We start from the raw sequence: 20,862 nt of genomic DNA, 5'->3' as shown, positions 1-20,862 counted from the left end.
GTGGAGGAAATGAAAAAACAAGTTATTGCTTATCTTCTTCTATTATTAATTGGTGCACAGTTGCTTGTGCAGTTTGGATATATGAAAGCTGATGCGAAAGGGCCTTCAGTTATTCCGAAAGAGGCCGTTCGATTACGAATTTTAGCAAATAGTGATTCAGATAAAGATCAGGCGTTAAAGCGCAAAGTGCGTGATGAAGTAAAAACACAAATTGATGGATGGGTAGCGGATTTAACTTCATTTGAAGAGGCACGTAAAGTCATTCAAAGTCATATTCCAGAAATCGAAAAAACAGTGGCGAATACGTTGAAACAAGAAGGAAGTAAAGATTCATTTCAAGTGAAATTTAGTAAGAATGTAAAGTTTCCTACAAAGGTATATGGGAATTTCATTTATCCAGCAGGGGAATATGAGGCCGTATTAATTACAATTGGGGAAGGTGAAGGGGCAAACTGGTGGTGTGTATTATTTCCGCCGATGTGTTTCTTAGATTTTTCAAGTGGTACAGCTGTAAGGAAGGAAGAACATGTTGTGAAGGCAGAATCTCCTGAAGAGGAGCAGGTACAACTAGATGAGGAAGTAGTAGATACAGAAGAGAAGAAAGTGGATAAGGTAAAAGAAACGAAAGTTGTAAAGCAGGAAGTAGTAAAAAAAGTAACAGCTTCTGAAAAGAAAGTAGTAAAAAATGAAACAAAAGTCGAAGAGCAGCCTGTAAGTAAAGAAGAAACAAAAACTGTGGAAAAAGAGGAGAAACCTGTGGAGAAAAAACAAGAAAAGAAAAATGAGTATGTAAAAGTAGAAGAGGAAGAAGAAAAGCCAGAAGTTAAATTGTTTATTGTAGAAGCTTTTACATCTTTATTCTCTAAATAGTACTATTAATAAATCCCTCCTCATATATAAAAATGAGGAGGGATTTATTATGAAGAAAGTGTATTTTGCTACGAAAGCAGATGTGGAAAGATTGCATTCTTTTTTCGGACAAGCTAATAAAAAAGATGATAAAATAAATGAGTTGTACGCGCAATTTATGATTTTGGAAGAGGCGGAAGAAATACGGGCTGTCATCGGATATGAACAAAGTGAAGAACACGCACTGATTCGTTCTTGTTTATTCACACCTAATGTGGATAAACAGACTTTCTTATATTTTTTTGAAATGTTTTTGCAGTATATGAACGAAAAAAATATTCGACAATTGTACTTACTAACAAATCATCCACAATCTATAACAATCTTTCATTTTTTTGACTTTGTTACTATAGAGAAAGAAAATGTACCAGAGGGAATTCGACAGTTAGAACACTTTTGTAAAAATATAAAAGAGCCAAATGCAATAATACTAAATTGTCAGCTATTCACAAAGTTATCCACGGATTAATTAGGTTTATCCACATTTTGTGGATAAACCTTGTTTGTCTTTTGGGTAAATCTCATAGTAAACTAAAAATAGACAAGTATTTCAGGGTAGAAAAGGACGTGGGAAAAAATGCATACAAATATGTGGGTTGTGGATAATGTTGTGGAAAGAAAAAAATATTATCCACAGTTACAAGAAGCAGCAAAATTATTAAGGGAAAATGAGGCGATTGCCTTCCCGACAGAAACGGTATATGGACTAGGTGCAAACGCGATGAATGATGAAGCAATCGCGAAAATTTTTGAAGCTAAAGGAAGACCGAGTGATAATCCACTGATTGTCCACATCGGTACAAAATCGCAGTTAGATGGGATTGTGAAGGAAATTCCACCAGTTGCAGAGAAGTTAATGGAGCATTTTTGGCCAGGTCCGTTAACAATTATTTTACCTAGAAAAGAAGGGATTTCAGAGAAGGTGACGGCAGGACTTAATACGGTTGGAGTAAGAATGCCTGATCATCCAGTAGCGCTTGCTCTTATTGAAGAGGCAAATGTACCTGTTGCGGCACCGAGTGCGAATCGTTCAGGTCGTCCAAGCCCGACGTTAGCGTCTCACGTATATGAAGATTTAAATGAGAAAATCGCAGGAATTGTAGATGGTGGTGCAACAGGAGTAGGTGTTGAGTCAACTGTAATTGATTGTACGAGCGCAGTTCCAACGATATTACGCCCAGGCGGGATTACGAAAGAACAATTGGAAGCAGTGATTGGTACGGTTTCTTTAGATCCAGCTTTAAAGGACGAGAAAGAAAAACCGAAATCACCTGGAATGAAATATACACATTATGCACCGAAAGCGCCACTTAGTATTGTTGAAGGATCACGTGAGTTTATTCAGCGCCTTGTGGATGAGAAGAAGGAAGAAGGATTCAAAGTGGGTTTATTAACGACAGAAGAGTATCAGCATGTATATAGCGCGGATGTTGTATTATCTTGTGGTGTTCGAAGCGATTTAGCTAGTGTGGCGACTAAATTATATGATGTACTTAGAACATTTGATGCAAGTGAAGTGGATGTTATTTTTAGTGAGTCGTTCCCGAATGACGGAATAGGGAATGCAATTATGAATCGCTTAACAAAAGCAGCAGGACATCATATTATTACTGAATGATAAGGTACGATTAGCAAACAGAATATTTTTCCTCGGATAAGCATATTGTGAAGTAGCACGTCCGAGGAGGGACATGAATGACGTTTGAACAGCTAATACCTTTAATAATTATGGCATTCGCCTTAGGAATGGATGCGTTCTCGGTGAGTCTTGGCATGGGAATGATGACCTTAAAGGTAAGACAAATCCTGTATATCGGTATGACGATAGGGATATTTCATATTATTATGCCATTTATAGGGATGGTATTAGGTCGTTTTTTATCAGAGAAGTATGGAGACATTGCACATTTTGCAGGTGCTATTTTATTAATTGGACTAGGATTCTATATTATATATTCCTCTATTTTGGAGAATGAAGAGACTAGAACGGCTCCTATTGGAATTAGCTTATTCGTATTTGCATTTGGCGTTAGTATAGATAGTTTTTCAGTAGGGCTTAGTCTTGGTATTTACGGAGCACAGACAATTATTACGATATTACTTTTTGGATTTGTTAGTATGTTATTAGCGTGGATTGGTTTATTAATTGGTAGACATGCGAAAGATATGCTCGGTACATATGGTGAGATAGTAGGCGGTATCATTTTGGTTGGATTTGGATTATATCTCCTTTTTCCTATATAATTTTAAGGAGGGGGGCGTTATGAACGGGTTGTTGGAATGGTATGTTAAGTTTTTAACCTTCTTTCCTCGATGGCTAAGAAGACTTATAATTTGGGGTATTATTTTGCAAATTTCAATTTTAGGTTGGATGAAGTTAATTCGCGAATGGTAGGATGGTTCCTTTCTGTGCATAGTTTTGTTTGTACTATACTCATTGCGCTAAAAAATTACACATATAGAAAGGATGAGATGAATGACGAGATTGAAGCAAGTTTTTGGTATTATTATTAGTTTTTTTGTTTTTTGGTTTAGTATGCTCGGTGTACAAATGTTTGCTGAGTTTTTAGATATTGAGTCATTGAAGTTTGTTGCAGGAAAAACGGAGGCGGCGCGTGCCTTTTATTCTCCGTATCCATTTTTAATTGTTTTTCTTATTACGTTACTTTCTTTATATTTCTTTGTGATAAAGCTTGGTAAACCTAAAAAAGAGAAGTTACCTGCATTAGAGGAAAAAAAGGAAGAATTATAAAAAAAAATCCCCCGCTTTTTAGCGGGGGATTTTATGTCTGGGTGATGAAAGCGGCAAGAATGGTCGTGGCTTCGCGTTTTCCTGCGAGCCGCTGCCGCTTTTAGGTTGATATCTAGTTCCAGTGGCCAGCTCTTCGCATCTAAGAACCTCCCGCACGAAAGGTAAAAAGCACCTTTTGTGCGAGAGAACCTTAGCTGGTCAGCGCTAAACGGGCTACTTCCACTTTTAAACTGGCCTAACCAATTCAAATTGTTCTCCTAGTTTTGCGTAGTTGTGTCCTGCTAGGCGGCTTACTGGTTTTAGTCCTTCTGCATGGATGCGTCCATTTTCGTATAGGTGTTCTGCGACGTGGAAACGAACGACGCGTCCGATCAGTAGATCGCAAGCTGGTGAGTCTTCTGTTCCACCAAGAGGGATTGCGCGTTCTAGTATGCATTCCATTCGAATATTTGCCTCTTTTACACCTGGAACGGAGATGACATCACTTTCGATTGGTGTTAGTTTCGCTAGTTCAATTTCACTTTCATTTGGCGGAAGATTAGCTGCTGTTTCGTTAATTGCTCCTACGTAAGATTCATCAGAAATATGTACGACAAATTCACCTTTTTCAATTGCATTTCGGGAAGTGTCTTTTCTTTCTCCTGCTTTCCGTTGCACAGAAACGGAAATAAGTGGTGGGTTTGCAGCGACGATGTTGAAATAACTGTATGGTGCTCCGTTTAATACGCCTTCTTTTGTTACAGAAGTAACGAATGCGACAGGGCGTGGGATAATACTTCCTGTTAATAATTTGTAATTCTCTTTTTCTGTTTGTTCGTTTGGATTAATGGATAACATGTTTGAAATCCCCTTTCTGAATATGACGACTTATTGTTTGTTTACAAGATGCTAGTGGAAAACTCCTGCTGGAAAAATATTTTTTTGGTATTTTTGTAAATAGGCTAAAGACACATAAGCTCGGAAGAATTAGCATTAATATTTTGAAGTCATAAAATATGTTTGTCATTTATAAGCCAAATAAGGATTTAACTTATAAATGACAAACAAGGTTGGAACTAAGGTAAAGCGGAAGTTTTAGAAATGGAAGTGTTGCTAATTAAGAGAACGGTGGTAAAAAAAGTGTAGGACGTGATTCTTGAATTTTATTTTCATTATTTTCTTTAGTAGCTTGTCCTGTTTGTCTCGAGTTTTGTCCACCCTTTTTGGCAATCTGTCCACCTTGATTAGCATTTGTTCCTGCGTTTCCGCTGATCTGTCCATTTCGATCCGCTGTTATTGTAAAACCAGCCTTCCCGCCCTGGTTTGCAAGGTTATTGTTATTATCATTATAGTTGTAAATGTTGACATGGATGTGAATTTCAATTGGAAGGTCATCTTTGCTGAGTTTAAAGGAGGAGGCTGTTTCTGTCTTTGTGCTGTTGTTTTTATATTTTTGAGAACGACGGTTCGCCATAAGAATGTTCGCTCCTATCTTTTTTTCTGCTCAGCTTAAAGCTCATCTTCCGCTGGTGTTGAAATATTTTCGTCAGCGCTTTCTTCGCTGTCGGCAACACCTGCTTCAAATTCGCTTTTCTTGATTATATTTTCACTATCTTCTCTAGCCACTTGTCCCATTTGATTCGCATTCTGTCCGCCTTTTTTAGCTATTTGTCCACCTTGACTTACGTTTGTTCCACCTTTTCCGCTAATTTGTCCACCGCCAGACGCTGTTAATTCGAGACCAGCTTGTCCACCTTGATTAGCAAGATTATTATTGTTTTTATTCTTATTTTTGTTTTTAGCTTTTGCTTTTACTTTGCTTTCATTATCATTTTCGTTAGTTGGATCCATGTCTTCTTCTAGAAGTTTTTTATCATGGTTTTTCATAAGATTTTTCCCTCCTATTATATTTACTACTAAATAACATATGTTTGGTTTTTTAGTGTGACTGGGGGTTGTCCTATGAATTGGAATTTAAAAATTTCTTCAATGAGAAGAGGTGGATTTTTCTAATAAAAAATTATAAGTGTAAGTAATGATAAAATCCCCCAAGTTGCTTTCTTGGGGGATTAAGAGTTTAACGAGACATATTAAAGTAAAACGTATGCGCCAGGTCCGATTAAAGCTACACCAATCGCAACGGCAATTAACATTAAGTTATATTCATATCCGTTTTGGGTTACCCAGTAACCATTTTTTCCATGAACAGTGAAGATTGCCATTAGCATTGTACCAACGATAAATAATGAACCAACTGCAGTGAAAATACCTGATGCGAATAAGAAGCCGCCTAATAATTCAGTTGCGCCAGCCATAAATGCCATGAATACACCAGGGCGTAAACCGATTGATTCCATCCAGCCGCCTGTTCCTTTTAAACCGTAACCGCCGAACCAACCAAATAATTTTTGAGCACCATGACCCATGAATGTAATACCTATAATAAGACGAATAATAAGAAGACCGAAATCCATCATTTTTAAAAACCTCCTAAAAGTTATTAACTTACCTTATGTAAGTAATGATAAAATAGTTACTTACTTTAGTCAAGCGGATTTCGAAAAAAGTTTGAAATTAATTTTACAAATTAGCGACAAAAAATAAAATGTAGTAAAGACCTCTAGACAAGTTGGGTAAAAAAAGAGAAAATATAAGTAGAAGTTAACTTCTTATTGTTATTCAGACAATCAGAATTGACTGGAATTTTGTGAGGCGCTACAATAAGAGTCTATTAGTAATGACGTAATTTATTTCGAAAGCGTTTTTACAGTATAATATTCGAAGTATGAGGTCTTACGTTTATTTCGATCTTTAATAGAGATTGCCCTATAAACTTTTAGGTAAATTATAAGGAGGACTATCCTATGTTTAAAAAATTATTCGGTCTTGGTTCAAAAACAAATGAAGAAACAATCGTAGCTCCATTAACTGGAGCAGTGAAAAATATTGAAGAAGTACCAGATCCAGTATTCGCAGGTCGTATGATGGGTGACGGTGTTGCAATCGATCCTACTGAAGGTGTAGTTGTATCTCCAGTTGATGGTGAAATCGTACAATTATTCCACACAAAACACGCTATCGGAATTAAAGCGAAAAACGGTACAGAAATTTTAATCCACGTTGGATTAGAAACTGTAAAAATGGAAGGTGAAGGTTTCGAAGCTCACGTTTCTGAAGGCCAAGCTGTAAAAGCTGGAGATAAATTAATCTCATTCGACTTAGAATTAATTCGTGAAAAAGCGAAAAGCACAATTACTCCAATCGTTATTACAAACACAGATGCAGCTGAGTCTATTAAGACAACTGTAGGTGTAACAGCTACAAAAGGTTCAACAGAAGTAATGAAAGTTACAATGAAATAATTATTGTAAAAGAGGAGTCCGTTTCGTATGAAATGGATTCCTTATTTTGTTTTGTAGTACGCTTGCTATGTATGTTAAAATACTCTAGGCACTTGGAAATAGGGTTTCACATATATGTGGATAAGGCGCATTTTTCTTAGAAAAAATATAAGAGAAATGCGTCTTTTGTATATTCACATTTCTTTTTTTCTATTCTTATGTACGTTATGATGAAAGGTAGGAAAAAGAAGAAAAGGGGTGGGTTTGGATGAAACGAGTGTTATTTATTTGTACTGGAAATACATGCCGTAGCCCGATGGCTGAGGTGTTACTTCGTCATTATGGAGAAGGTAAGTTTGAAGTGCAATCTGCTGGTGTTTTCGCCTATCCTGGTAGTGATGCGTCGATATATGCAAAGGAAGCTTTAGCTGAAAAGGGAATTGCAATCAATCATGCTTCGCAGCAGGTAAATGAAGCTTTAATTGATTGGGCAGATATTGTAGTAACAATGACGGAAAACCATAAGCAAATTGTACTTGGGCATTATCCGAGTGTTGAAAAGAAAGTAGATACATTATATGGAGTAACTGAGGGGATAAGTAGGGATATTTCAGATCCGTTTGGCGGGGCACTTTCTATTTATAAAGAAACGTTAGAAGAGATGGAAAAACTTGTACAAACTTTACTGAAAAAACATTCAGAGGGTTGATGTTTCGTGTATAATACGATATTGGAGATCACTTCGTTCCATTAAGGTAACGAGTGAGAAATGAAGATAATTGATTGAAACTTTGGAGGGGTAAAAATGAAAGTAGTAGTAGCATCTGATCACGGCGGTATGAATATCCGTAAAGAACTTGTAAGTTTATTAGAAGAGTTAAATATTGAATATATTGATTTAGGTTGTGAATGTGAAGCTGGTTCTGTTGATTACCCTGATTTTGCGTTTCCAGCAGCGGAAATGGTAGCGAATGGCGAAGTAGATCGTGGTATTTTAGTTTGTGGGACAGGCATCGGTATGTCAATCGCAGCAAACAAAGTAAATGGTATTCGTTGTGCATTAGTTCATGATACTTTCAGTGCGAAAGCAACGAGAGAGCATAATGATACGAACATGCTAGCAATGGGCGAGCGTGTAATTGGTGCGGGTCTAGCACGTGACATCGCAAAAATTTGGTTAACAACTGACTATGAAGGTGGTCGTCACGAAAACCGCGTAGGAAAAATTAAAACATACGAAACAAAGTAATAGATTCTAACTAGAAGCAGTATGAAATATAATTTGGTGAACCAACCTGTGAAAGGAAGAGGCGTAATGACAGAAATCGTAAAGGTAAGAGAACAGTTACAAATATCGCTTTCTGATTTCCAAGAACAAGCTTCATTACAAAGTGGTCAAATTTTTGTAGTGGGGTGTAGCACGAGCGAAGTGCTAGGAGAAAGAATTGGAACATCAGGAACGATGGAAGTAGCAGAGGCGATTTTTTCTGAGTTAAAACAATTTCAAGAACAAACAGGTATTGAGTTGGCGTTTCAATGTTGTGAGCATTTAAACCGTGCTTTAGTAGTTGAGAGAGAGTTGGCGATGAAATATCAATTTGAAATTGTAACAGTTACGCCTGTTAGATCAGCAGGTGGTGCATTAGCAACATATGCTTATCACAATTTGAAAGATCCGGTAGTAATCGAGTTTGTTAAAGCAGATGCAGGAATGGATATTGGTGATACATTTATCGGTATGCATTTAAAGCATGTAGCTGTTCCGGTTCGTACAAGTGTGAAGGAAATTGGAAGTGCACATGTAACGATGGCAACGACACGTGGAAAACTAATTGGTGGAGCACGTGCTGTTTATGCGGCGAAGGAAGAGAGTATCTCTTGCCGTTAGACATGAAAAATTATAAAGTCGCATAATAGCTTTATATCGAAAGATAAAAGGTATGTAGTCTGACTTTATAATAGAAGAAAGAAAAGACCGATTTTCGGTCTTTTTTTTCTTTTATGATATAGAAAGTCATGTTAGAATGTAGTTGAAAACATGAAGGTTCGAAAGAATTACAACCTGAATTTTCGTTTTTTCTGAATAAATGAGAAAAAACTATTGGGAATCGATGTAATTCGTTCAGAAAAGGGGGATTTTGGTGGATCATTTAAAACGTCAAGATGAAAAGGTATTTGCTGCAATTGAGGCAGAACTAGGAAGACAGCGTTCAAAGATTGAGTTAATTGCTTCGGAAAACTTCGTAAGTGAAGCAGTAATGGAGGCGCAAGGTTCTGTTTTAACGAATAAGTATGCTGAGGGATATCCTGGAAAACGTTACTATGGTGGCTGTGAGCACGTAGACGTAGTGGAAGATATCGCACGTGATCGCGCGAAAGAAATTTTTGGCGCAGAGCATGTAAATGTTCAACCGCATTCTGGTGCACAAGCGAACATGGCAGTATACTTCACGATTTTAGAGCAAGGCGATACAGTACTTGGTATGAATTTATCTCATGGTGGTCACTTAACACACGGAAGCCCTGTTAACTTCAGTGGAGTACAATATAATTTCGTAGAATATGGCGTGGATGCTGAATCTCACCGTATTAATTACGATGATGTATTAGCAAAAGCGAAAGAACATAAACCAAAATTAATCGTTGCAGGTGCAAGTGCATATCCTCGTGTTATCGATTTCAAACGATTCCGTGAGATTGCAGATGAAGTGGGTGCATACTTTATGGTTGATATGGCACATATCGCTGGTTTAGTAGCTGCTGGTTTACATCCAAACCCAGTACCACATGCACATTTCGTTACAACGACAACACATAAAACATTACGTGGCCCACGTGGTGGTATGATTTTATGTGAAGAGCAATTTGCAAAACAAATTGATAAATCAATCTTCCCTGGTATTCAAGGTGGTCCACTTATGCATGTAATCGCTGCAAAAGCTGTTGCATTTGGTGAGACACTACAAGATGATTTTAAAACATATGCACAAAATATCATTAATAATGCGAACCGCTTAGCTGAAGGTCTTCAAAAAGAAGGACTTACACTTGTTTCTGGTGGAACAGACAATCATTTAATCCTGATTGATGTTCGTAACTTAGAAATCACAGGTAAAGTAGCAGAGCACGTATTAGATGAAGTTGGTATTACAGTGAACAAAAACACAATTCCATTTGAAACAGCAAGCCCATTTGTAACAAGCGGTGTACGTATCGGTACGGCAGCTGTAACATCTCGTGGTTTCGGTTTAGAAGAGATGGATGAAATTGCGTCACTTATTGCTTACACATTAAAAAATCATGAAAATGAAGCTGCATTAGAAGAAGCAAGTAAGCGTGTAGAAGCGTTAACGAGCAAATTCCCAATGTACACAGACCTATAATAGATTAAAGAAGACTGCTGAGACGTAATTGTTTTGGCAGTTTTTTTTTGGACATATATTGCTCTTTAAGTATGTATACAAAGGATGAATAAATTTTGGCGATATAATGAAGGATACAGCTCCCATAATTGGTAAAGATACTAGATAGATTCATCGTAAAATCATGATTTTGCCAAATTTGCCCTTGAATATTAGTAGCGTTTTCTTTACAATCGTAAATAGTGTAAAAAAGCGTGTAAACGCATGAATATCATCTAAAGGAGAGATTCACATGGGAAAACTGTATGTATTTGATCACCCGTTAATTCAACATAAGATTACATATATTCGCGATAAGAATACAGGTACGAAAGATTTTCGTGAATTAGTGGACGAAGTAGCAAGTTTAATGGCTTTCGAAATTACTCGCGATCTTCCACTTAAAGACATTGAAATTGAAACACCTGTAAGCAAAGCGACAACAAAAGTGATCGCTGGTAAAAAGCTTGGTTTAATTCCGATTTTACGTGCAGGTTTAGGAATGGTTGATGGAATTCTGAAATTAATTCCAGCAGCAAAAGTAGGACACGTTGGTTTATACCGTGACCCTAAAACATTGCAACCGGTAGAATACTATGTGAAACTTCCAACGGATGTAGAAGAGCGTGACTTTATCGTACTAGATCCGATGCTAGCAACAGGTGGTTCTGCAGCTGAAGCAATTAACTCTCTGAAAAAGCGCGGTGCAAAACAAATTAAATTAATGTGTATCGTTGCAGCTCCAGAAGGAGTAAAAGTAGTACAAGAAGAACATCCTGATGTTGATATTTATGTAGCAGCATTAGATGAGAAATTAAATGACCACGGATATGTAGTACCAGGTCTTGGTGATGCTGGTGACCGTTTATTCGGAACGAAGTAAGACAACTGACGAGAGGGGATTCCCCTCTCGTTTTTTTTGTGTGTTCCGAGTAAGTAGGGGAGGGAGATAAATATACAGGTTATATACAACATAAGTAGTATACACATCACATATAATATAGAAGTCTTACGTCTAGCAAACACTATATATGGAAGGGAAGCGTTATATTTTAAAAATATAATAGTGACAAACTTGTGAACATTCTCTTCTATTATAAATAGAAAACTGTTAGAAATTGCATATCCATAACCAGTATTTAGAAGGGTAACGTTTTCATTTTTGGGAGGAAATACCTGATACTCAAATTTTTTGATTTTTTACGATTTCTCGTTGACACTGTTAATACCCTATTGTATGCTAACAACGGGGATAGATGGTAGGGCTTTCAGTGACAAAAATACATCTATTCCGTGACGAAAATGTAAACTTTTTATTTTGTATAGGATTTATGCAAAAAAATGAGTTATTATTAACACATCGTGAATGAGGGTTACATATTGGAGGGATGAATCCTTGCAAAAAAACGATCGCAGCCATATAAAAGCTTATGCTTTAATGTCAGGTATTCTTGCTCAGTTAGTCGGTTCTATTCTTATTGGGATCTTTGGTGGGCAGTGGATTGATAATCAGGTTGGAACGTTTCCATTGTTTCTTATTATAGGGTTATTACTCGGATTAGGAACAGGGATATACGCAATGATTCGACTCATTCGACATTACTATTCGGGAGAGCAATGATGATAGACGTACATGGACTTGTCCAAAGACAAAAGAAATATATGTACTACTTGCTTGCGCTTCTAGTGCTAGGATGGGGATTCACCTCTTACAAGGATGTATTTCTTGGGCTGATTATCGGAACGATTTTCAGTTTTCTTAGTTTGCGCATCATTGCACGTAGAACAGACAAGCTGTTGGATCGCGTAACAAATGGAGAAAACGTGAAGTTTAAGGCGACAGCGGTAAGTACATATTCAAGATTCGCCACGATTGGGTTATTAATTTTATTTGCAGCCAAATATCAAGAGTTAATTGCGATGTGGGGCCTAGGTGTAGGATTGCTGACAGGATACCTTGTCATGATCATAGATTTTCTTTATTTAGAGTATAAGAGCAGGGAAGAGAGGTGAATTACTAGTGGAACACGGTAAATTAGTTGAATTTCTAGGTTTAACGTTCGATTTGTCATCAGTTATGATGGTTACTGTAGCAGCAGTTATTGTTTTCTTAATCGCTGTTATCGGAACTCGCAGTTTAGCCCTTCGCCCAACCGGGATGCAAAACTTCATGGAATGGGTGTTTGACTTCGTGAAAGGGATTATCAATAGTACGATGGACTGGAAAACAGGTGGACGTTTCTTAACGCTTGGCGTTACGCTTATCATGTTTATCATCGTATCGAACTTCCTTGGTTTACCATTCATGTATTCAACAGTTGAGGCTGGCGAACATATTGCATGGTGGAGATCACCAACGTCTGATCCAGCAGTTACATTAACATTAGCCGTGATGGTAGTTACCCTCACCCATTATTATGGAATTAAGATGAAGGGTACGAAAGAATACGTAAAAGGTTATTTCCAACCTATGAAATTCTTATTCCCATTAAAGGTTATTGAGGAGTTTGCGAACACATTAACGTTAGGTCTTCGTTTATTCGGTAACATTTATGCAGGTGAGATCTTATTAGGATTACTTGCTAAGTTAGGCGGGACGACAGTCCTTGGAGCATTAGGTGCGCTTGTACCAATGTTAGCATGGATGGGATTCAGTGTATTCGTTGGATCAATCCAGTCATTTATTTTCGTTATGTTAACGATGGTTTATATGGCTCATAAAGTAAGCCATGACCATTAATATAATTTAAGTAAGAAAAAAATATTTTTTTATAATACAAAGGAGGACAAATTAAATGAGTTTAGGTGTAATCGCAGCTGCAATTGCAATTGGTTTATCAGCATTAGGTGCAGGTATTGGTAACGGTCTTATCGTATCACGTACAATCGAAGGTGTTGCTCGTCAACCAGAATTAAAAGGCGCACTTCAAACAATTATGTTCATCGGGGTTGCTTTAGTTGAGGCACTTCCAATCATCGGTGTAGTTATTGCATTCATCGTAATGAACAAATAAGGGAGACTCCCCTTACATAGATGGCGAAGAGTGTTTTTCCGAACTTTCTTCGCCATTGCTTTATGGATGAAACGTATGTCTTTTTTTTTCATATGATCAATTTAGATATTTTGAAGGGAGTGAATCCTTGTGCCAACTTTATTATTAGGGGCTGCCATTCCATTTGGAACGATTGCTTATACATTGTTCATTTTCTTACTTCTATTAGTAATGCTACGCAAATTTGCGTGGGGTCCTTTAATGGGAATTATGAAAGAACGTGAAGAGCATGTTACTAATGAAATCGACGCTGCAGAAAGAAGTAACGCTGAAGCGAAGAAATTAGTAGAAGAACAACGTGAAATGTTAAAACAATCGCGTGTTGAAGCACAAGAGTTAATCGAAAGAGCGAAAAAACAAGCTGTAGATCAAAAAGATGTTATTGTTGCTGCTGCGAAAGAAGAAGCAGAATCAATTAAAGCATCTGCTGTACAAGAAATTCAACGCGAAAAAGAGCAAGCGATTGCTGCTTTACAAGAACAAGTGGCTTCTTTATCTGTTCAAATTGCTTCTAAAGTAATTGAAAAAGAGTTAAAAGAAGAAGATCAAGTTAAGTTAATTCGCGATTATATTAAAGAAGTAGGAGAAGCGCGATGAGCAATGGGATTGTAGCAAAACGTTATGCTGTCGCTCTTTTTAAAATTGCAAAAGAAAAACACGTATTAGAAATGTTTGAAGAGGAATTACGCCTTGTACAAAACGTTTATGTAAAGAACGGAGAACTACATAGCTTTTTAACGCAACCGAACATTTCAAAGGAACAAAAGAAAACGTTTCTTGCAAACGTATTCGGATCTGTTTCTGAATCTATTTTAAATACGTTATATATTTTAATTGATAACAAACGCATTGATATCTTACCTGAAATTGCAGATGAATACGTTGTTCTTGCTAATGAAGAACGTAACGTAGCGGATGCAACTGTATATTCTACTCGTCTTCTATCAGAGGAAGAGAAGCTTAACATTGCAGAAGCATTTGCAAAGAGAACGGGAAAAGATGCAATTCGCGTAAAAAATGTTGTAGATGAAGATTTACTAGGCGGCATTAAAGTACGTATTGGAAATCGCATTTATGATGGAAGTTTACAAGGAAAATTAGCACGTATTCAGCGTGAATTAATGAAGAATAGATAGGGGTGAAGCACATGAGCATCAGAGCTGAAGAAATTAGCGCACTGATAAAGCAACAAATCGAGAACTATCAGTCTGAAATCGAAGTTAGTGATGTTGGTACAGTTATCCAAGTTGGTGACGGTATTGCGCGTGCTCATGGTCTTGATAACGTTATGGCTGGTGAACTTGTAGAGTTCTCTAACGGCGTTATGGGACTAGCACAAAACTTAGAGGAAAACAACGTAGGTATTATCATTTTAGGACCTTACACAGAAATCCGTGAAGGTGACGAAGTTCGTCGTACTGGTCGCATCATGCAAGTACCAGTAGGAAAAGAACTAATCGGTCGTGTTGTAAACCCATTAGGTCAACCAGTTGATGGTTTAGGCCCAATCAATACAACAAACACTCGTCCAATCGAAAGTCCAGCACCAGGTGTAATGGATCGTAAATCTGTTCATGAGCCACTTCAAACAGGTATTAAAGCGATCGATGCTCTTGTACCAATTGGCCGTGGTCAACGTGAGTTAATCATTGGTGACCGTCAAACAGGTAAAACAGCAGTTGCACTTGATACAATCATTAACCAAAAAGATGAAGATATGATTTGTATCTATGTAGCTATCGGACAAAAAGAATCAACTGTACGTAACGTAGTAGAAACACTACGTAAGCACGGTGCATTAGATTACACAATCGTTGTAACTGCATCAGCTTCTCAACCAGCTCCATTATTATACTTAGCTGCTTATGCTGGTGTAACAATGGGTGAAGAGTTCATGTACAATGGTAAACACGTATTAGTAGTATATGATGACTTATCAAAACAAGCAGCGGCTTACCGTGAGCTTTCATTACTATTACGTCGTCCTCCAGGTCGTGAAGCATATCCAGGGGATGTATTCTACCTACATTCTCGCTTATTAGAGCGTGCAGCAAAATTAAGTGATGCAAGAGGCGGCGGTTCTTTAACTGCACTACCTTTCATCGAAACACAAGCAGGGGACGTATCAGCTTACATCCCAACAAACGTAATTTCTATTACGGATGGACAAATCTTCTTACAATCTGACCTATTCTTCTCTGGCGTACGTCCAGCGATCGATGCGGGTACTTCTGTATCTCGTGTAGGTGGATCTGCTCAGATTAAAGCAATGAGTAAAGTATCAGGTACACTTCGTCTTGACCTTGCATCTTACCGTGAGTTAGAAGCGTTCGCTCAGTTCGGTTCTGACCTGGATAAAGCAACTCAAGCGAAACTAAACCGTGGTGCTCGTACTGTTGAGGTATTAAAACAAGGATTACACAAACCGTTACGTGTAGAGAAACAAGTTATCATTCTTTATGCTTTAACACGTGGATTCCTAGATGATATCCCAGTAGTAGATATCACTCGTTTCGAAGAAGAATTCCATGCTTGGTTAGATTCTAATGCGACTGACTTATTAGAAGAAATCCGCACAACTAAGAAACTTGCGGATGACGACAAATTTGCAGCAGCTATTAATGGATTTAAAAAAGTATTCGTAGCTTCTGAATAATAAAAGCGGAAGCGGCTCGTTCAAGCCGCTGGAGCTAGATAATATATAAAAGGCATCTCAAGTTTTGAGATTGCTGACGGTTATGTAAAGGAAAAGAGTAGGTGCACCTATTCTTTTCCTTCAATCATGAGCAAGAATATCTTGCAACGTAGATTAGGAAGAGAATTCTTACTAATCGTGCCAACTTCCGGAAAAAAGGTGGTGAAAACCTGTGGCATCTTTACGCGATATAAAAGCGAAGATTAACTCGACAAAGAAAACGAGTCAAATTACGAAAGCGATGGAGATGGTATCTGCATCTAAGTTAAACCGTGCAGAGCAAAATGCTAAATCTTTCGTTCCGTATATGGAAAAGATTCAAGAAGTAGTAGCGAGCATTGCGCAAGGAAGTAAAGGAATTAATCATCCGATGCTAAATGCGCGTCCTGTAAAGCGTACAGGATACATCGTTATTACATCTGATCGCGGACTAGCAGGTGGTTATAACAGTAACGTATTACGTACAGTGAGTAACGTAATTCGTGAACGTCATAATATGGACTCAAACCAATATTCAATTATTGTGCTTGGCCGACTAGGACGTGATTATTTAAAACGTCGCGGCTTTAACATCATTGATGAAGTAGTTGGATTATCTGACCACCCATCATTTACTGATATTAAAGACCTTGCTTCTCGAGCAATTGCGATGTTCGCAGATGGTGCTTATGATGAGCTGTATATTTACTACAACCATTACGTAAGTAAAATTTCACAAGAAGTAACGGAAAATAAAATTTTACCGCTTACTGATGTGGCGTCTGACAAACCGACGACAGCTTATGAATTCGAACCTTCTGAAGAAGAGATTTTAAAAGTACTATTGCCACAATACGCAGAAAGCTTAGTGTACGGTGCATTACTAGACGGTAAAGCAAGTGAACACGCAGCGCGTATGACAGCAATGAAGAGTGCTACAGACAATGCAATGGAAGTTATCGATTCACTTACACTTTCATTCAACCGTGCGCGTCAGGCAGCGATTACGCAAGAAATTACGGAAATCGTTGGTGGAGCAGCAGCGTTAGAGTAGTAATAAAAAGTGGAAGCGGCTCGTCCAGAACAGGAGGGCATTGGAGCTCCTGACAAAGAGGCGCTTTTTGCCTCGTAGGAAGGCGCGAAATGACCGACTGTTCTAGCCGCTGGAACTAGATTCAATAAAAAGTGGAAGCGACTCTTTCAAAAGAGTCGCGTAAGCTATAAACCAATAAAAAATTAAAAGCTAACTGCTCGTAGCAAGTTGGCTAATTAAAAGAAAGCTAGGAGGGAACCCGATGAATAAAGGGCGCGTTACGCAAATCATGGGTCCGGTTGTAGACGTTAAGTTTGATGGCGGAAAGCTACCAGAAATCTACAACGCCCTTACGGTAAAACAAAGCAACGAAAACGGAACAAGCATTAACTTAACATTTGAAGTTGCACTTCATTTAGGTGATGATACAGTTCGTACAGTTGCAATGTCTTCCACAGACGGACTTGTTCGTGGTACAGAAGTAGAAGATACTGGTAAAGCAATCTCTGTACCAGTTGGTGATGCAACACTTGGTCGCGTATTTAACGTATTAGGTGATGCAATTGACTTAGATGGTGAGGTTCCTGCCGATGTACGTCGTGATCCAATTCACCGTCAAGCACCTGCATTCGAAGAATTATCTACTAAAGTAGAAATTCTTGAAACTGGTATTAAAGTAGTAGACTTACTTGCTCCTTACATTAAGGGTGGTAAGATCGGTCTATTCGGTGGTGCCGGTGTAGGTAAAACGGTATTAATTCAGGAATTAATTAATAACATCGCACAAGAACACGGTGGTATCTCTGTATTCGCTGGTGTAGGTGAGCGTACTCGTGAGGGTAACGATTTATACCACGAAATGAGCGATTCTGGCGTAATTAAGAAAACTGCGATGGTATTCGGACAAATGAACGAGCCACCTGGAGCACGTCAACGTGTTGCATTAACAGGTTTAACAATGGCTGAACATTTCCGTGATGAGCAAGGACAAGACGTACTTCTGTTCATCGATAATATCTTCCGTTTCACGCAAGCAGGTTCTGAAGTATCTGCCCTTCTTGGTCGTATGCCATCTGCGGTAGGTTACCAACCGACACTTGCAACAGAAATGGGTCAATTACAAGAGCGTATTACATCTACAAATAAAGGATCTATCACGTCTATCCAAGCGGTATATGTACCAGCCGATGACTATACGGATCCAGCACCAGCTACAACGTTCGCTCACTTAGATGCAACAACAAACTTAGAGCGTCGTTTAACACAAATGGGTATTTACCCAGCCGTAGATCCATTAGCATCTACATCTCGTGCACTTTCTCCAGAAATCGTAGGAGAAGAGCATTATGAAGTGGCTCGTCAAGTACAGCAAACTTTACAACGTTACAAAGAGCTTCAAGATATCATCGCTATCTTAGGTATGGATGAGTTATCTGAAGAAGATAAGTTAGTTGTACATCGTGCTCGTCGTATTCAATTCTTCTTATCTCAAAACTTCCACGTAGCTGAGCAGTTTACAGGTCAAAAAGGTTCTTACGTACCTGTAAAAAATACAGTTAGTGGTTTCAAAGAAATTCTAGAAGGAAAATATGATGACCTTCCAGAAGATGCATTCCGTCTTGTAGGTGGCATTGAAGAAGTTATTGAAAACGCGAAGAAAATGATGGCGTAAGGCCTTAGGAGGGACGAAGTATGAAGACATTTCCAGTCAGTATTGTAACTCCTGATGGACCGGTTTACGAAAAAGAAGTAGAGATGGTAAGTGTAAAAGCAGAGAGTGGGGAAATGGGGATCTTACCAGGTCACATTCCAACTGTTGCACCATTAAAAATTAGTGCAGTTCGTCTGAAAAACGGTGGACACACTGATTATGTAGCAGTAAGTGGTGGCTTTATCGAAGTTCGTCCAGATAAAGTAACTGTATTATCATCATCTGCTGAAGAAGCAAACCATATCGATATCCATCGTGCAAATGAAGCGAAGCGTCGCGCTGAGCAACGTATGCAAGATAAACAAGCACATGTTGACTTTAGACGTGCAGAAATGGCATTACAACGTGCCGTGAACCGTTTAAACGTTTCTGATATGAAATAAAAAATCCGTAAAGGCTTTGCCTTTACGGATTTTTTGTGTAGTTTATGGATAATTTTACAAAAATGGTATAATTATATTGATGCTTGTATAAGTAGAGAATGTACAACAATTTATAAAGGAGATGAATAAATGATTGGTGAAATGAAACGAGAAGCATTGCACTCTTTAAAAGGAAAATGGGGACTAGGTGTTGGATCAACGATTTTATATCATATTATAAGTTACGTCGTTTCAATGGCTATAATGCTTATACTATTAATCCCAGGAGTTATAATATTTCTTTTAGCGTCTATTTCAATCGGTTCAATTGGAGAAGAAGCGATGGAAATTGGAGCTGTGATTACGTTTGGAATTTTTTATTGTCTTATAATAATTTTAAGTTATGCAGCTTATGGTATTACCTCATACGGTTATACGAATGTGTTTCTACAAATAAGTAAACGAGAAGATGCTAGAGTGGATTATTTGTTTGAAGGATTTCGTGGTTTTAAAAGAATGATGAAAACAATGTGGGCTATGGTTGCAATTTTGTTATATACAGGTGCATGGGTACCGATGTTAGGAATGATTGTGTTTGGGACATTAGGTTTTTTTGATGAGAATGCAAATCCATCGTTCATAATCGTTTTCTTTGTTTTATTAGCTATTTCGTTTATTGTAATGGCTATTCTGTATTTTTCATATTCGATGACATATTATGTGATGGTTGAAAAACCAGAATATAGTGTTTCACAGGCAATGAAAGAAAGTAAGCATCTTATGAAGGGACATAAGTTAGATTTATTCCTTTTATGGCTGAGCTTTATAGGTTGGGCGATTTTATCGATTCTTACACTTGGAATAGGTTTTCTTTGGCTTAGTCCGTACGTGAGCACAACGACAGCACATTTTTATCGCTATCTTTCAAAAGATGAATTGTAGTAGGAACATGCTATACTAATAGAATTATTACGTATAGGAGGAAAATTATGATTAGTGATTTAAAAGGAGAAGCGCTAGATTCATTAGAAGGGAAATGGGGATTAGCTGTCGGGGCAACATTACTGATTTCGATTCTTATTTCAGTGTTTAGTTTTAGTGTTGATTTCATTTTCTCTCAGGTTTGGAATTGGAAAGAAGTAAATGGCTCACTTTCAGTAGACATTATTACAATATTGGTGGTAGGTCCATTAACGCTAGGTGGTTATTATTTAGGACTGCATATCATTCGTGATGAGGAAGCGCGTATTGGGCATGTATTCAGATGGTTTACAGAAGGAAGTAAGTTTATCAAGGCATTTTTATTATATATAGTAGTAAACATTTATATTTTCTTATGGTTTTTACTATTTATTATTCCAGGCATTATTAAATCATTTTCTTATGCGATGACTTACTTTATTATAAATGATCATCCTGAGTATTCTATAAATCAAGCTATTACAGAGAGTCGTCGTATGATGGATGGACATAAGATGGAGTATTTCATTTTATGTTTAAGTTTTATTGGTTGGTTTATATTAAGTTGTATTACACTAGGAATTGGATTCCTATGGCTAATTCCATATTTTTATACGACGTCAGCAGCTTTTTATGAAGAAATTGCAGAGGAATATTACGAAAAAAAAATTCCGACATTATAAAAAC

Annotated in this window: 29 protein-coding genes; 25 read left to right on the top strand and 4 right to left on the bottom strand. The window is 37.7% G+C overall.

The window, feature by feature from the left end; translation table 11 throughout:
- Window positions 1-9: 9 nt before the first annotated feature.
- From spoIIR to KZZ19_RS26080, 6 genes are all read left to right on the top strand, one after another.
- Window positions 10-870 carry a stage II sporulation protein R gene (gene spoIIR, locus KZZ19_RS26105; protein WP_237981207.1) on the top strand — a complete coding sequence of 287 codons (861 nt, stop codon included), beginning with the start codon at window positions 10-12 and terminating at the stop codon, window positions 868-870.
- 49 nt (window positions 871-919) lie between these two features.
- Complete coding sequence (locus KZZ19_RS26100) at window positions 920-1,378, top strand: mechanosensitive ion channel protein (protein WP_237981208.1); 459 nt, start codon at window positions 920-922, stop codon at window positions 1,376-1,378.
- A gap of 108 nt (window positions 1,379-1,486) precedes the next feature.
- Entirely contained in the window at window positions 1,487-2,527 is a 1,041-nt protein-coding gene (locus tag KZZ19_RS26095; RefSeq protein WP_088098504.1) for an L-threonylcarbamoyladenylate synthase, read from the top strand.
- Window positions 2,528-2,604: 77 nt separating this feature from the next.
- Window positions 2,605-3,153 carry a manganese efflux pump MntP gene (locus KZZ19_RS26090; protein ID WP_071743641.1) on the top strand — a complete coding sequence of 183 codons (549 nt, stop codon included), beginning with the start codon at window positions 2,605-2,607 and terminating at the stop codon, window positions 3,151-3,153.
- A gap of 19 nt (window positions 3,154-3,172) precedes the next feature.
- Window positions 3,173-3,304 carry a hypothetical protein gene (locus KZZ19_RS26085; protein WP_265413080.1) on the top strand — a complete coding sequence of 44 codons (132 nt, stop codon included), beginning with the start codon at window positions 3,173-3,175 and terminating at the stop codon, window positions 3,302-3,304.
- Between the two features lie 81 nt (window positions 3,305-3,385).
- Complete coding sequence (locus KZZ19_RS26080) at window positions 3,386-3,661, top strand: DUF3935 domain-containing protein (RefSeq protein WP_088098503.1); 276 nt, start codon at window positions 3,386-3,388, stop codon at window positions 3,659-3,661.
- Window positions 3,662-3,886: 225 nt separating this feature from the next.
- On the opposite strand, the gene KZZ19_RS26075 is transcribed toward KZZ19_RS26080, so the two are convergent.
- The 4 genes from KZZ19_RS26075 to KZZ19_RS26060 form a co-directional block, all read right to left on the bottom strand.
- On the bottom strand, window positions 3,887-4,498 hold the full coding sequence (locus KZZ19_RS26075) for a flavin reductase family protein (RefSeq protein WP_088098502.1): 612 nt from the start codon (window positions 4,496-4,498) through the stop codon (window positions 3,887-3,889).
- Between the two features lie 259 nt (window positions 4,499-4,757).
- Window positions 4,758-5,114: a hypothetical protein gene (locus KZZ19_RS26070; protein ID WP_088098501.1), complete on the bottom strand. Its 357-nt coding sequence runs from the start codon at window positions 5,112-5,114 to the stop codon at window positions 4,758-4,760.
- Window positions 5,115-5,149: 35 nt separating this feature from the next.
- Window positions 5,150-5,527 (bottom strand): hypothetical protein, encoded by a 378-nt coding sequence (locus tag KZZ19_RS26065; RefSeq protein ID WP_088098500.1) that lies wholly within the window; start codon window positions 5,525-5,527, stop codon window positions 5,150-5,152.
- A gap of 203 nt (window positions 5,528-5,730) precedes the next feature.
- Window positions 5,731-6,117: a DoxX family protein gene (locus KZZ19_RS26060; RefSeq protein WP_061680023.1), complete on the bottom strand. Its 387-nt coding sequence runs from the start codon at window positions 6,115-6,117 to the stop codon at window positions 5,731-5,733.
- Between the two features lie 387 nt (window positions 6,118-6,504).
- On the opposite strand from KZZ19_RS26060, the gene KZZ19_RS26055 reads away from it, so the two are divergent.
- The 19 genes from KZZ19_RS26055 (at window position 6,505) to KZZ19_RS25965 (ending at window position 20,858) form a co-directional block, all read left to right on the top strand.
- Complete coding sequence (locus tag KZZ19_RS26055) at window positions 6,505-7,002, top strand: PTS sugar transporter subunit IIA (protein WP_000473666.1); 498 nt, start codon at window positions 6,505-6,507, stop codon at window positions 7,000-7,002.
- A 247-nt stretch (window positions 7,003-7,249) separates the two neighbouring features.
- Window positions 7,250-7,690, top strand: a complete 441-nt coding sequence (locus KZZ19_RS26050) for a low molecular weight protein arginine phosphatase (protein ID WP_237981209.1) — start codon at window positions 7,250-7,252, stop codon at window positions 7,688-7,690.
- Window positions 7,691-7,786: 96 nt separating this feature from the next.
- Window positions 7,787-8,230 (top strand): ribose 5-phosphate isomerase B, encoded by a 444-nt coding sequence (gene rpiB, locus KZZ19_RS26045; protein WP_000869917.1) that lies wholly within the window; start codon window positions 7,787-7,789, stop codon window positions 8,228-8,230.
- A 21-nt stretch (window positions 8,231-8,251) separates the two neighbouring features.
- The gene (locus KZZ19_RS26040) at window positions 8,252-8,869 is read left to right on the top strand and encodes a TIGR01440 family protein (RefSeq protein WP_237981210.1); all 618 of its coding nucleotides are present in this window, start codon (window positions 8,252-8,254) and stop codon (window positions 8,867-8,869) included.
- A 253-nt stretch (window positions 8,870-9,122) separates the two neighbouring features.
- A complete protein-coding gene (gene glyA, locus KZZ19_RS26035) occupies window positions 9,123-10,364 on the top strand; it encodes a serine hydroxymethyltransferase (RefSeq protein ID WP_000349796.1) in 1,242 nt (413 codons plus the stop codon).
- A gap of 271 nt (window positions 10,365-10,635) precedes the next feature.
- On the top strand, window positions 10,636-11,265 hold the full coding sequence (gene upp / locus KZZ19_RS26030; protein WP_000517539.1) for a uracil phosphoribosyltransferase: 630 nt from the start codon (window positions 10,636-10,638) through the stop codon (window positions 11,263-11,265).
- Between the two features lie 373 nt (window positions 11,266-11,638).
- Window positions 11,639-11,752, top strand: a complete 114-nt coding sequence (locus tag KZZ19_RS26025; protein ID WP_000232961.1) for a DUF4024 domain-containing protein — start codon at window positions 11,639-11,641, stop codon at window positions 11,750-11,752.
- 26 nt (window positions 11,753-11,778) lie between these two features.
- Complete coding sequence (locus KZZ19_RS26020; RefSeq protein WP_048560282.1) at window positions 11,779-12,003, top strand: AtpZ/AtpI family protein; 225 nt, start codon at window positions 11,779-11,781, stop codon at window positions 12,001-12,003.
- Window positions 12,003-12,395: an ATP synthase subunit I gene (locus tag KZZ19_RS26015; RefSeq protein ID WP_000567600.1), complete on the top strand. Its 393-nt coding sequence runs from the start codon at window positions 12,003-12,005 to the stop codon at window positions 12,393-12,395. Before KZZ19_RS26020 ends, KZZ19_RS26015 begins: the two co-directional genes overlap by 1 nt.
- A gap of 7 nt (window positions 12,396-12,402) precedes the next feature.
- Window positions 12,403-13,122, top strand: coding sequence for a F0F1 ATP synthase subunit A (gene atpB / locus KZZ19_RS26010; RefSeq protein ID WP_088098496.1), 720 nt, complete (start codon window positions 12,403-12,405; stop codon window positions 13,120-13,122).
- Window positions 13,123-13,177: 55 nt separating this feature from the next.
- Entirely contained in the window at window positions 13,178-13,396 is a 219-nt protein-coding gene (gene atpE, locus KZZ19_RS26005; RefSeq protein WP_000052064.1) for a F0F1 ATP synthase subunit C, read from the top strand.
- Between the two features lie 129 nt (window positions 13,397-13,525).
- Window positions 13,526-14,032, top strand: coding sequence for a F0F1 ATP synthase subunit B (gene atpF / locus KZZ19_RS26000; RefSeq protein WP_001142618.1), 507 nt, complete (start codon window positions 13,526-13,528; stop codon window positions 14,030-14,032).
- The gene (gene atpH, locus KZZ19_RS25995) at window positions 14,029-14,571 is read left to right on the top strand and encodes a F0F1 ATP synthase subunit delta (protein WP_000064683.1); all 543 of its coding nucleotides are present in this window, start codon (window positions 14,029-14,031) and stop codon (window positions 14,569-14,571) included. Before atpF ends, atpH begins: the two co-directional genes overlap by 4 nt.
- A gap of 11 nt (window positions 14,572-14,582) precedes the next feature.
- Window positions 14,583-16,091 (top strand): F0F1 ATP synthase subunit alpha, encoded by a 1,509-nt coding sequence (atpA, locus tag KZZ19_RS25990; RefSeq protein WP_000027511.1) that lies wholly within the window; start codon window positions 14,583-14,585, stop codon window positions 16,089-16,091.
- 211 nt (window positions 16,092-16,302) lie between these two features.
- Window positions 16,303-17,163 carry a F0F1 ATP synthase subunit gamma gene (gene atpG / locus KZZ19_RS25985; RefSeq protein WP_000157696.1) on the top strand — a complete coding sequence of 287 codons (861 nt, stop codon included), beginning with the start codon at window positions 16,303-16,305 and terminating at the stop codon, window positions 17,161-17,163.
- 241 nt (window positions 17,164-17,404) lie between these two features.
- On the top strand, window positions 17,405-18,814 hold the full coding sequence (gene atpD / locus KZZ19_RS25980) for a F0F1 ATP synthase subunit beta (protein WP_001032603.1): 1,410 nt from the start codon (window positions 17,405-17,407) through the stop codon (window positions 18,812-18,814).
- A gap of 20 nt (window positions 18,815-18,834) precedes the next feature.
- On the top strand, window positions 18,835-19,236 hold the full coding sequence (gene atpC / locus KZZ19_RS25975) for a F0F1 ATP synthase subunit epsilon (protein WP_000847215.1): 402 nt from the start codon (window positions 18,835-18,837) through the stop codon (window positions 19,234-19,236).
- Between the two features lie 129 nt (window positions 19,237-19,365).
- Complete coding sequence (locus KZZ19_RS25970) at window positions 19,366-20,157, top strand: DUF975 family protein (RefSeq protein WP_237981211.1); 792 nt, start codon at window positions 19,366-19,368, stop codon at window positions 20,155-20,157.
- 47 nt (window positions 20,158-20,204) lie between these two features.
- Window positions 20,205-20,858 carry a DUF975 family protein gene (locus KZZ19_RS25965; protein WP_088098494.1) on the top strand — a complete coding sequence of 218 codons (654 nt, stop codon included), beginning with the start codon at window positions 20,205-20,207 and terminating at the stop codon, window positions 20,856-20,858.
- Window positions 20,859-20,862: the final 4 nt, after the last annotated feature.

It is taken from the genome of Bacillus thuringiensis (assembly GCF_022095615.2).
Lineage (GTDB): Bacteria > Bacillota > Bacilli > Bacillales > Bacillaceae_G > Bacillus_A > Bacillus_A cereus_AG.
Note: the sequence above shows the minus strand (reverse complement) of the source record. Positions and strands in the feature narration are given on the sequence as shown.

Coding starts and splice junctions, on each gene's coding strand:
- atpC (WP_000847215.1), top strand. CDS start 18,835: ATGAAGACATTTCCAGTCAGTATTGTAACTCCTGATGGACCGGTTTAC.
- atpA (WP_000027511.1), top strand. CDS start 14,583: ATGAGCATCAGAGCTGAAGAAATTAGCGCACTGATAAAGCAACAAATC.
- spoIIR (WP_237981207.1), top strand. CDS start 10: ATGAAAAAACAAGTTATTGCTTATCTTCTTCTATTATTAATTGGTGCA.
- rpiB (WP_000869917.1), top strand. CDS start 7,787: ATGAAAGTAGTAGTAGCATCTGATCACGGCGGTATGAATATCCGTAAA.
- KZZ19_RS26085 (WP_265413080.1), top strand. CDS start 3,173: ATGAACGGGTTGTTGGAATGGTATGTTAAGTTTTTAACCTTCTTTCCT.
- KZZ19_RS25965 (WP_088098494.1), top strand. CDS start 20,205: ATGATTAGTGATTTAAAAGGAGAAGCGCTAGATTCATTAGAAGGGAAA.
- KZZ19_RS26100 (WP_237981208.1), top strand. CDS start 920: ATGAAGAAAGTGTATTTTGCTACGAAAGCAGATGTGGAAAGATTGCAT.
- KZZ19_RS26065 (WP_088098500.1), bottom strand. CDS start 5,527: ATGAAAAACCATGATAAAAAACTTCTAGAAGAAGACATGGATCCAACT.
- KZZ19_RS26090 (WP_071743641.1), top strand. CDS start 2,605: ATGACGTTTGAACAGCTAATACCTTTAATAATTATGGCATTCGCCTTA.
- atpE (WP_000052064.1), top strand. CDS start 13,178: ATGAGTTTAGGTGTAATCGCAGCTGCAATTGCAATTGGTTTATCAGCA.
- atpD (WP_001032603.1), top strand. CDS start 17,405: ATGAATAAAGGGCGCGTTACGCAAATCATGGGTCCGGTTGTAGACGTT.
- upp (WP_000517539.1), top strand. CDS start 10,636: ATGGGAAAACTGTATGTATTTGATCACCCGTTAATTCAACATAAGATT.
- KZZ19_RS26015 (WP_000567600.1), top strand. CDS start 12,003: ATGATAGACGTACATGGACTTGTCCAAAGACAAAAGAAATATATGTAC.
- KZZ19_RS26070 (WP_088098501.1), bottom strand. CDS start 5,114: ATGGCGAACCGTCGTTCTCAAAAATATAAAAACAACAGCACAAAGACA.
- KZZ19_RS26040 (WP_237981210.1), top strand. CDS start 8,252: ATGAAATATAATTTGGTGAACCAACCTGTGAAAGGAAGAGGCGTAATG.
- KZZ19_RS26055 (WP_000473666.1), top strand. CDS start 6,505: ATGTTTAAAAAATTATTCGGTCTTGGTTCAAAAACAAATGAAGAAACA.
- atpH (WP_000064683.1), top strand. CDS start 14,029: ATGAGCAATGGGATTGTAGCAAAACGTTATGCTGTCGCTCTTTTTAAA.
- KZZ19_RS26050 (WP_237981209.1), top strand. CDS start 7,250: ATGAAACGAGTGTTATTTATTTGTACTGGAAATACATGCCGTAGCCCG.
- KZZ19_RS25970 (WP_237981211.1), top strand. CDS start 19,366: ATGATTGGTGAAATGAAACGAGAAGCATTGCACTCTTTAAAAGGAAAA.
- KZZ19_RS26095 (WP_088098504.1), top strand. CDS start 1,487: ATGCATACAAATATGTGGGTTGTGGATAATGTTGTGGAAAGAAAAAAA.
- KZZ19_RS26025 (WP_000232961.1), top strand. CDS start 11,639: ATGGTAGGGCTTTCAGTGACAAAAATACATCTATTCCGTGACGAAAAT.
- KZZ19_RS26075 (WP_088098502.1), bottom strand. CDS start 4,498: ATGTTATCCATTAATCCAAACGAACAAACAGAAAAAGAGAATTACAAA.
- KZZ19_RS26060 (WP_061680023.1), bottom strand. CDS start 6,117: ATGATGGATTTCGGTCTTCTTATTATTCGTCTTATTATAGGTATTACA.
- KZZ19_RS26080 (WP_088098503.1), top strand. CDS start 3,386: ATGACGAGATTGAAGCAAGTTTTTGGTATTATTATTAGTTTTTTTGTT.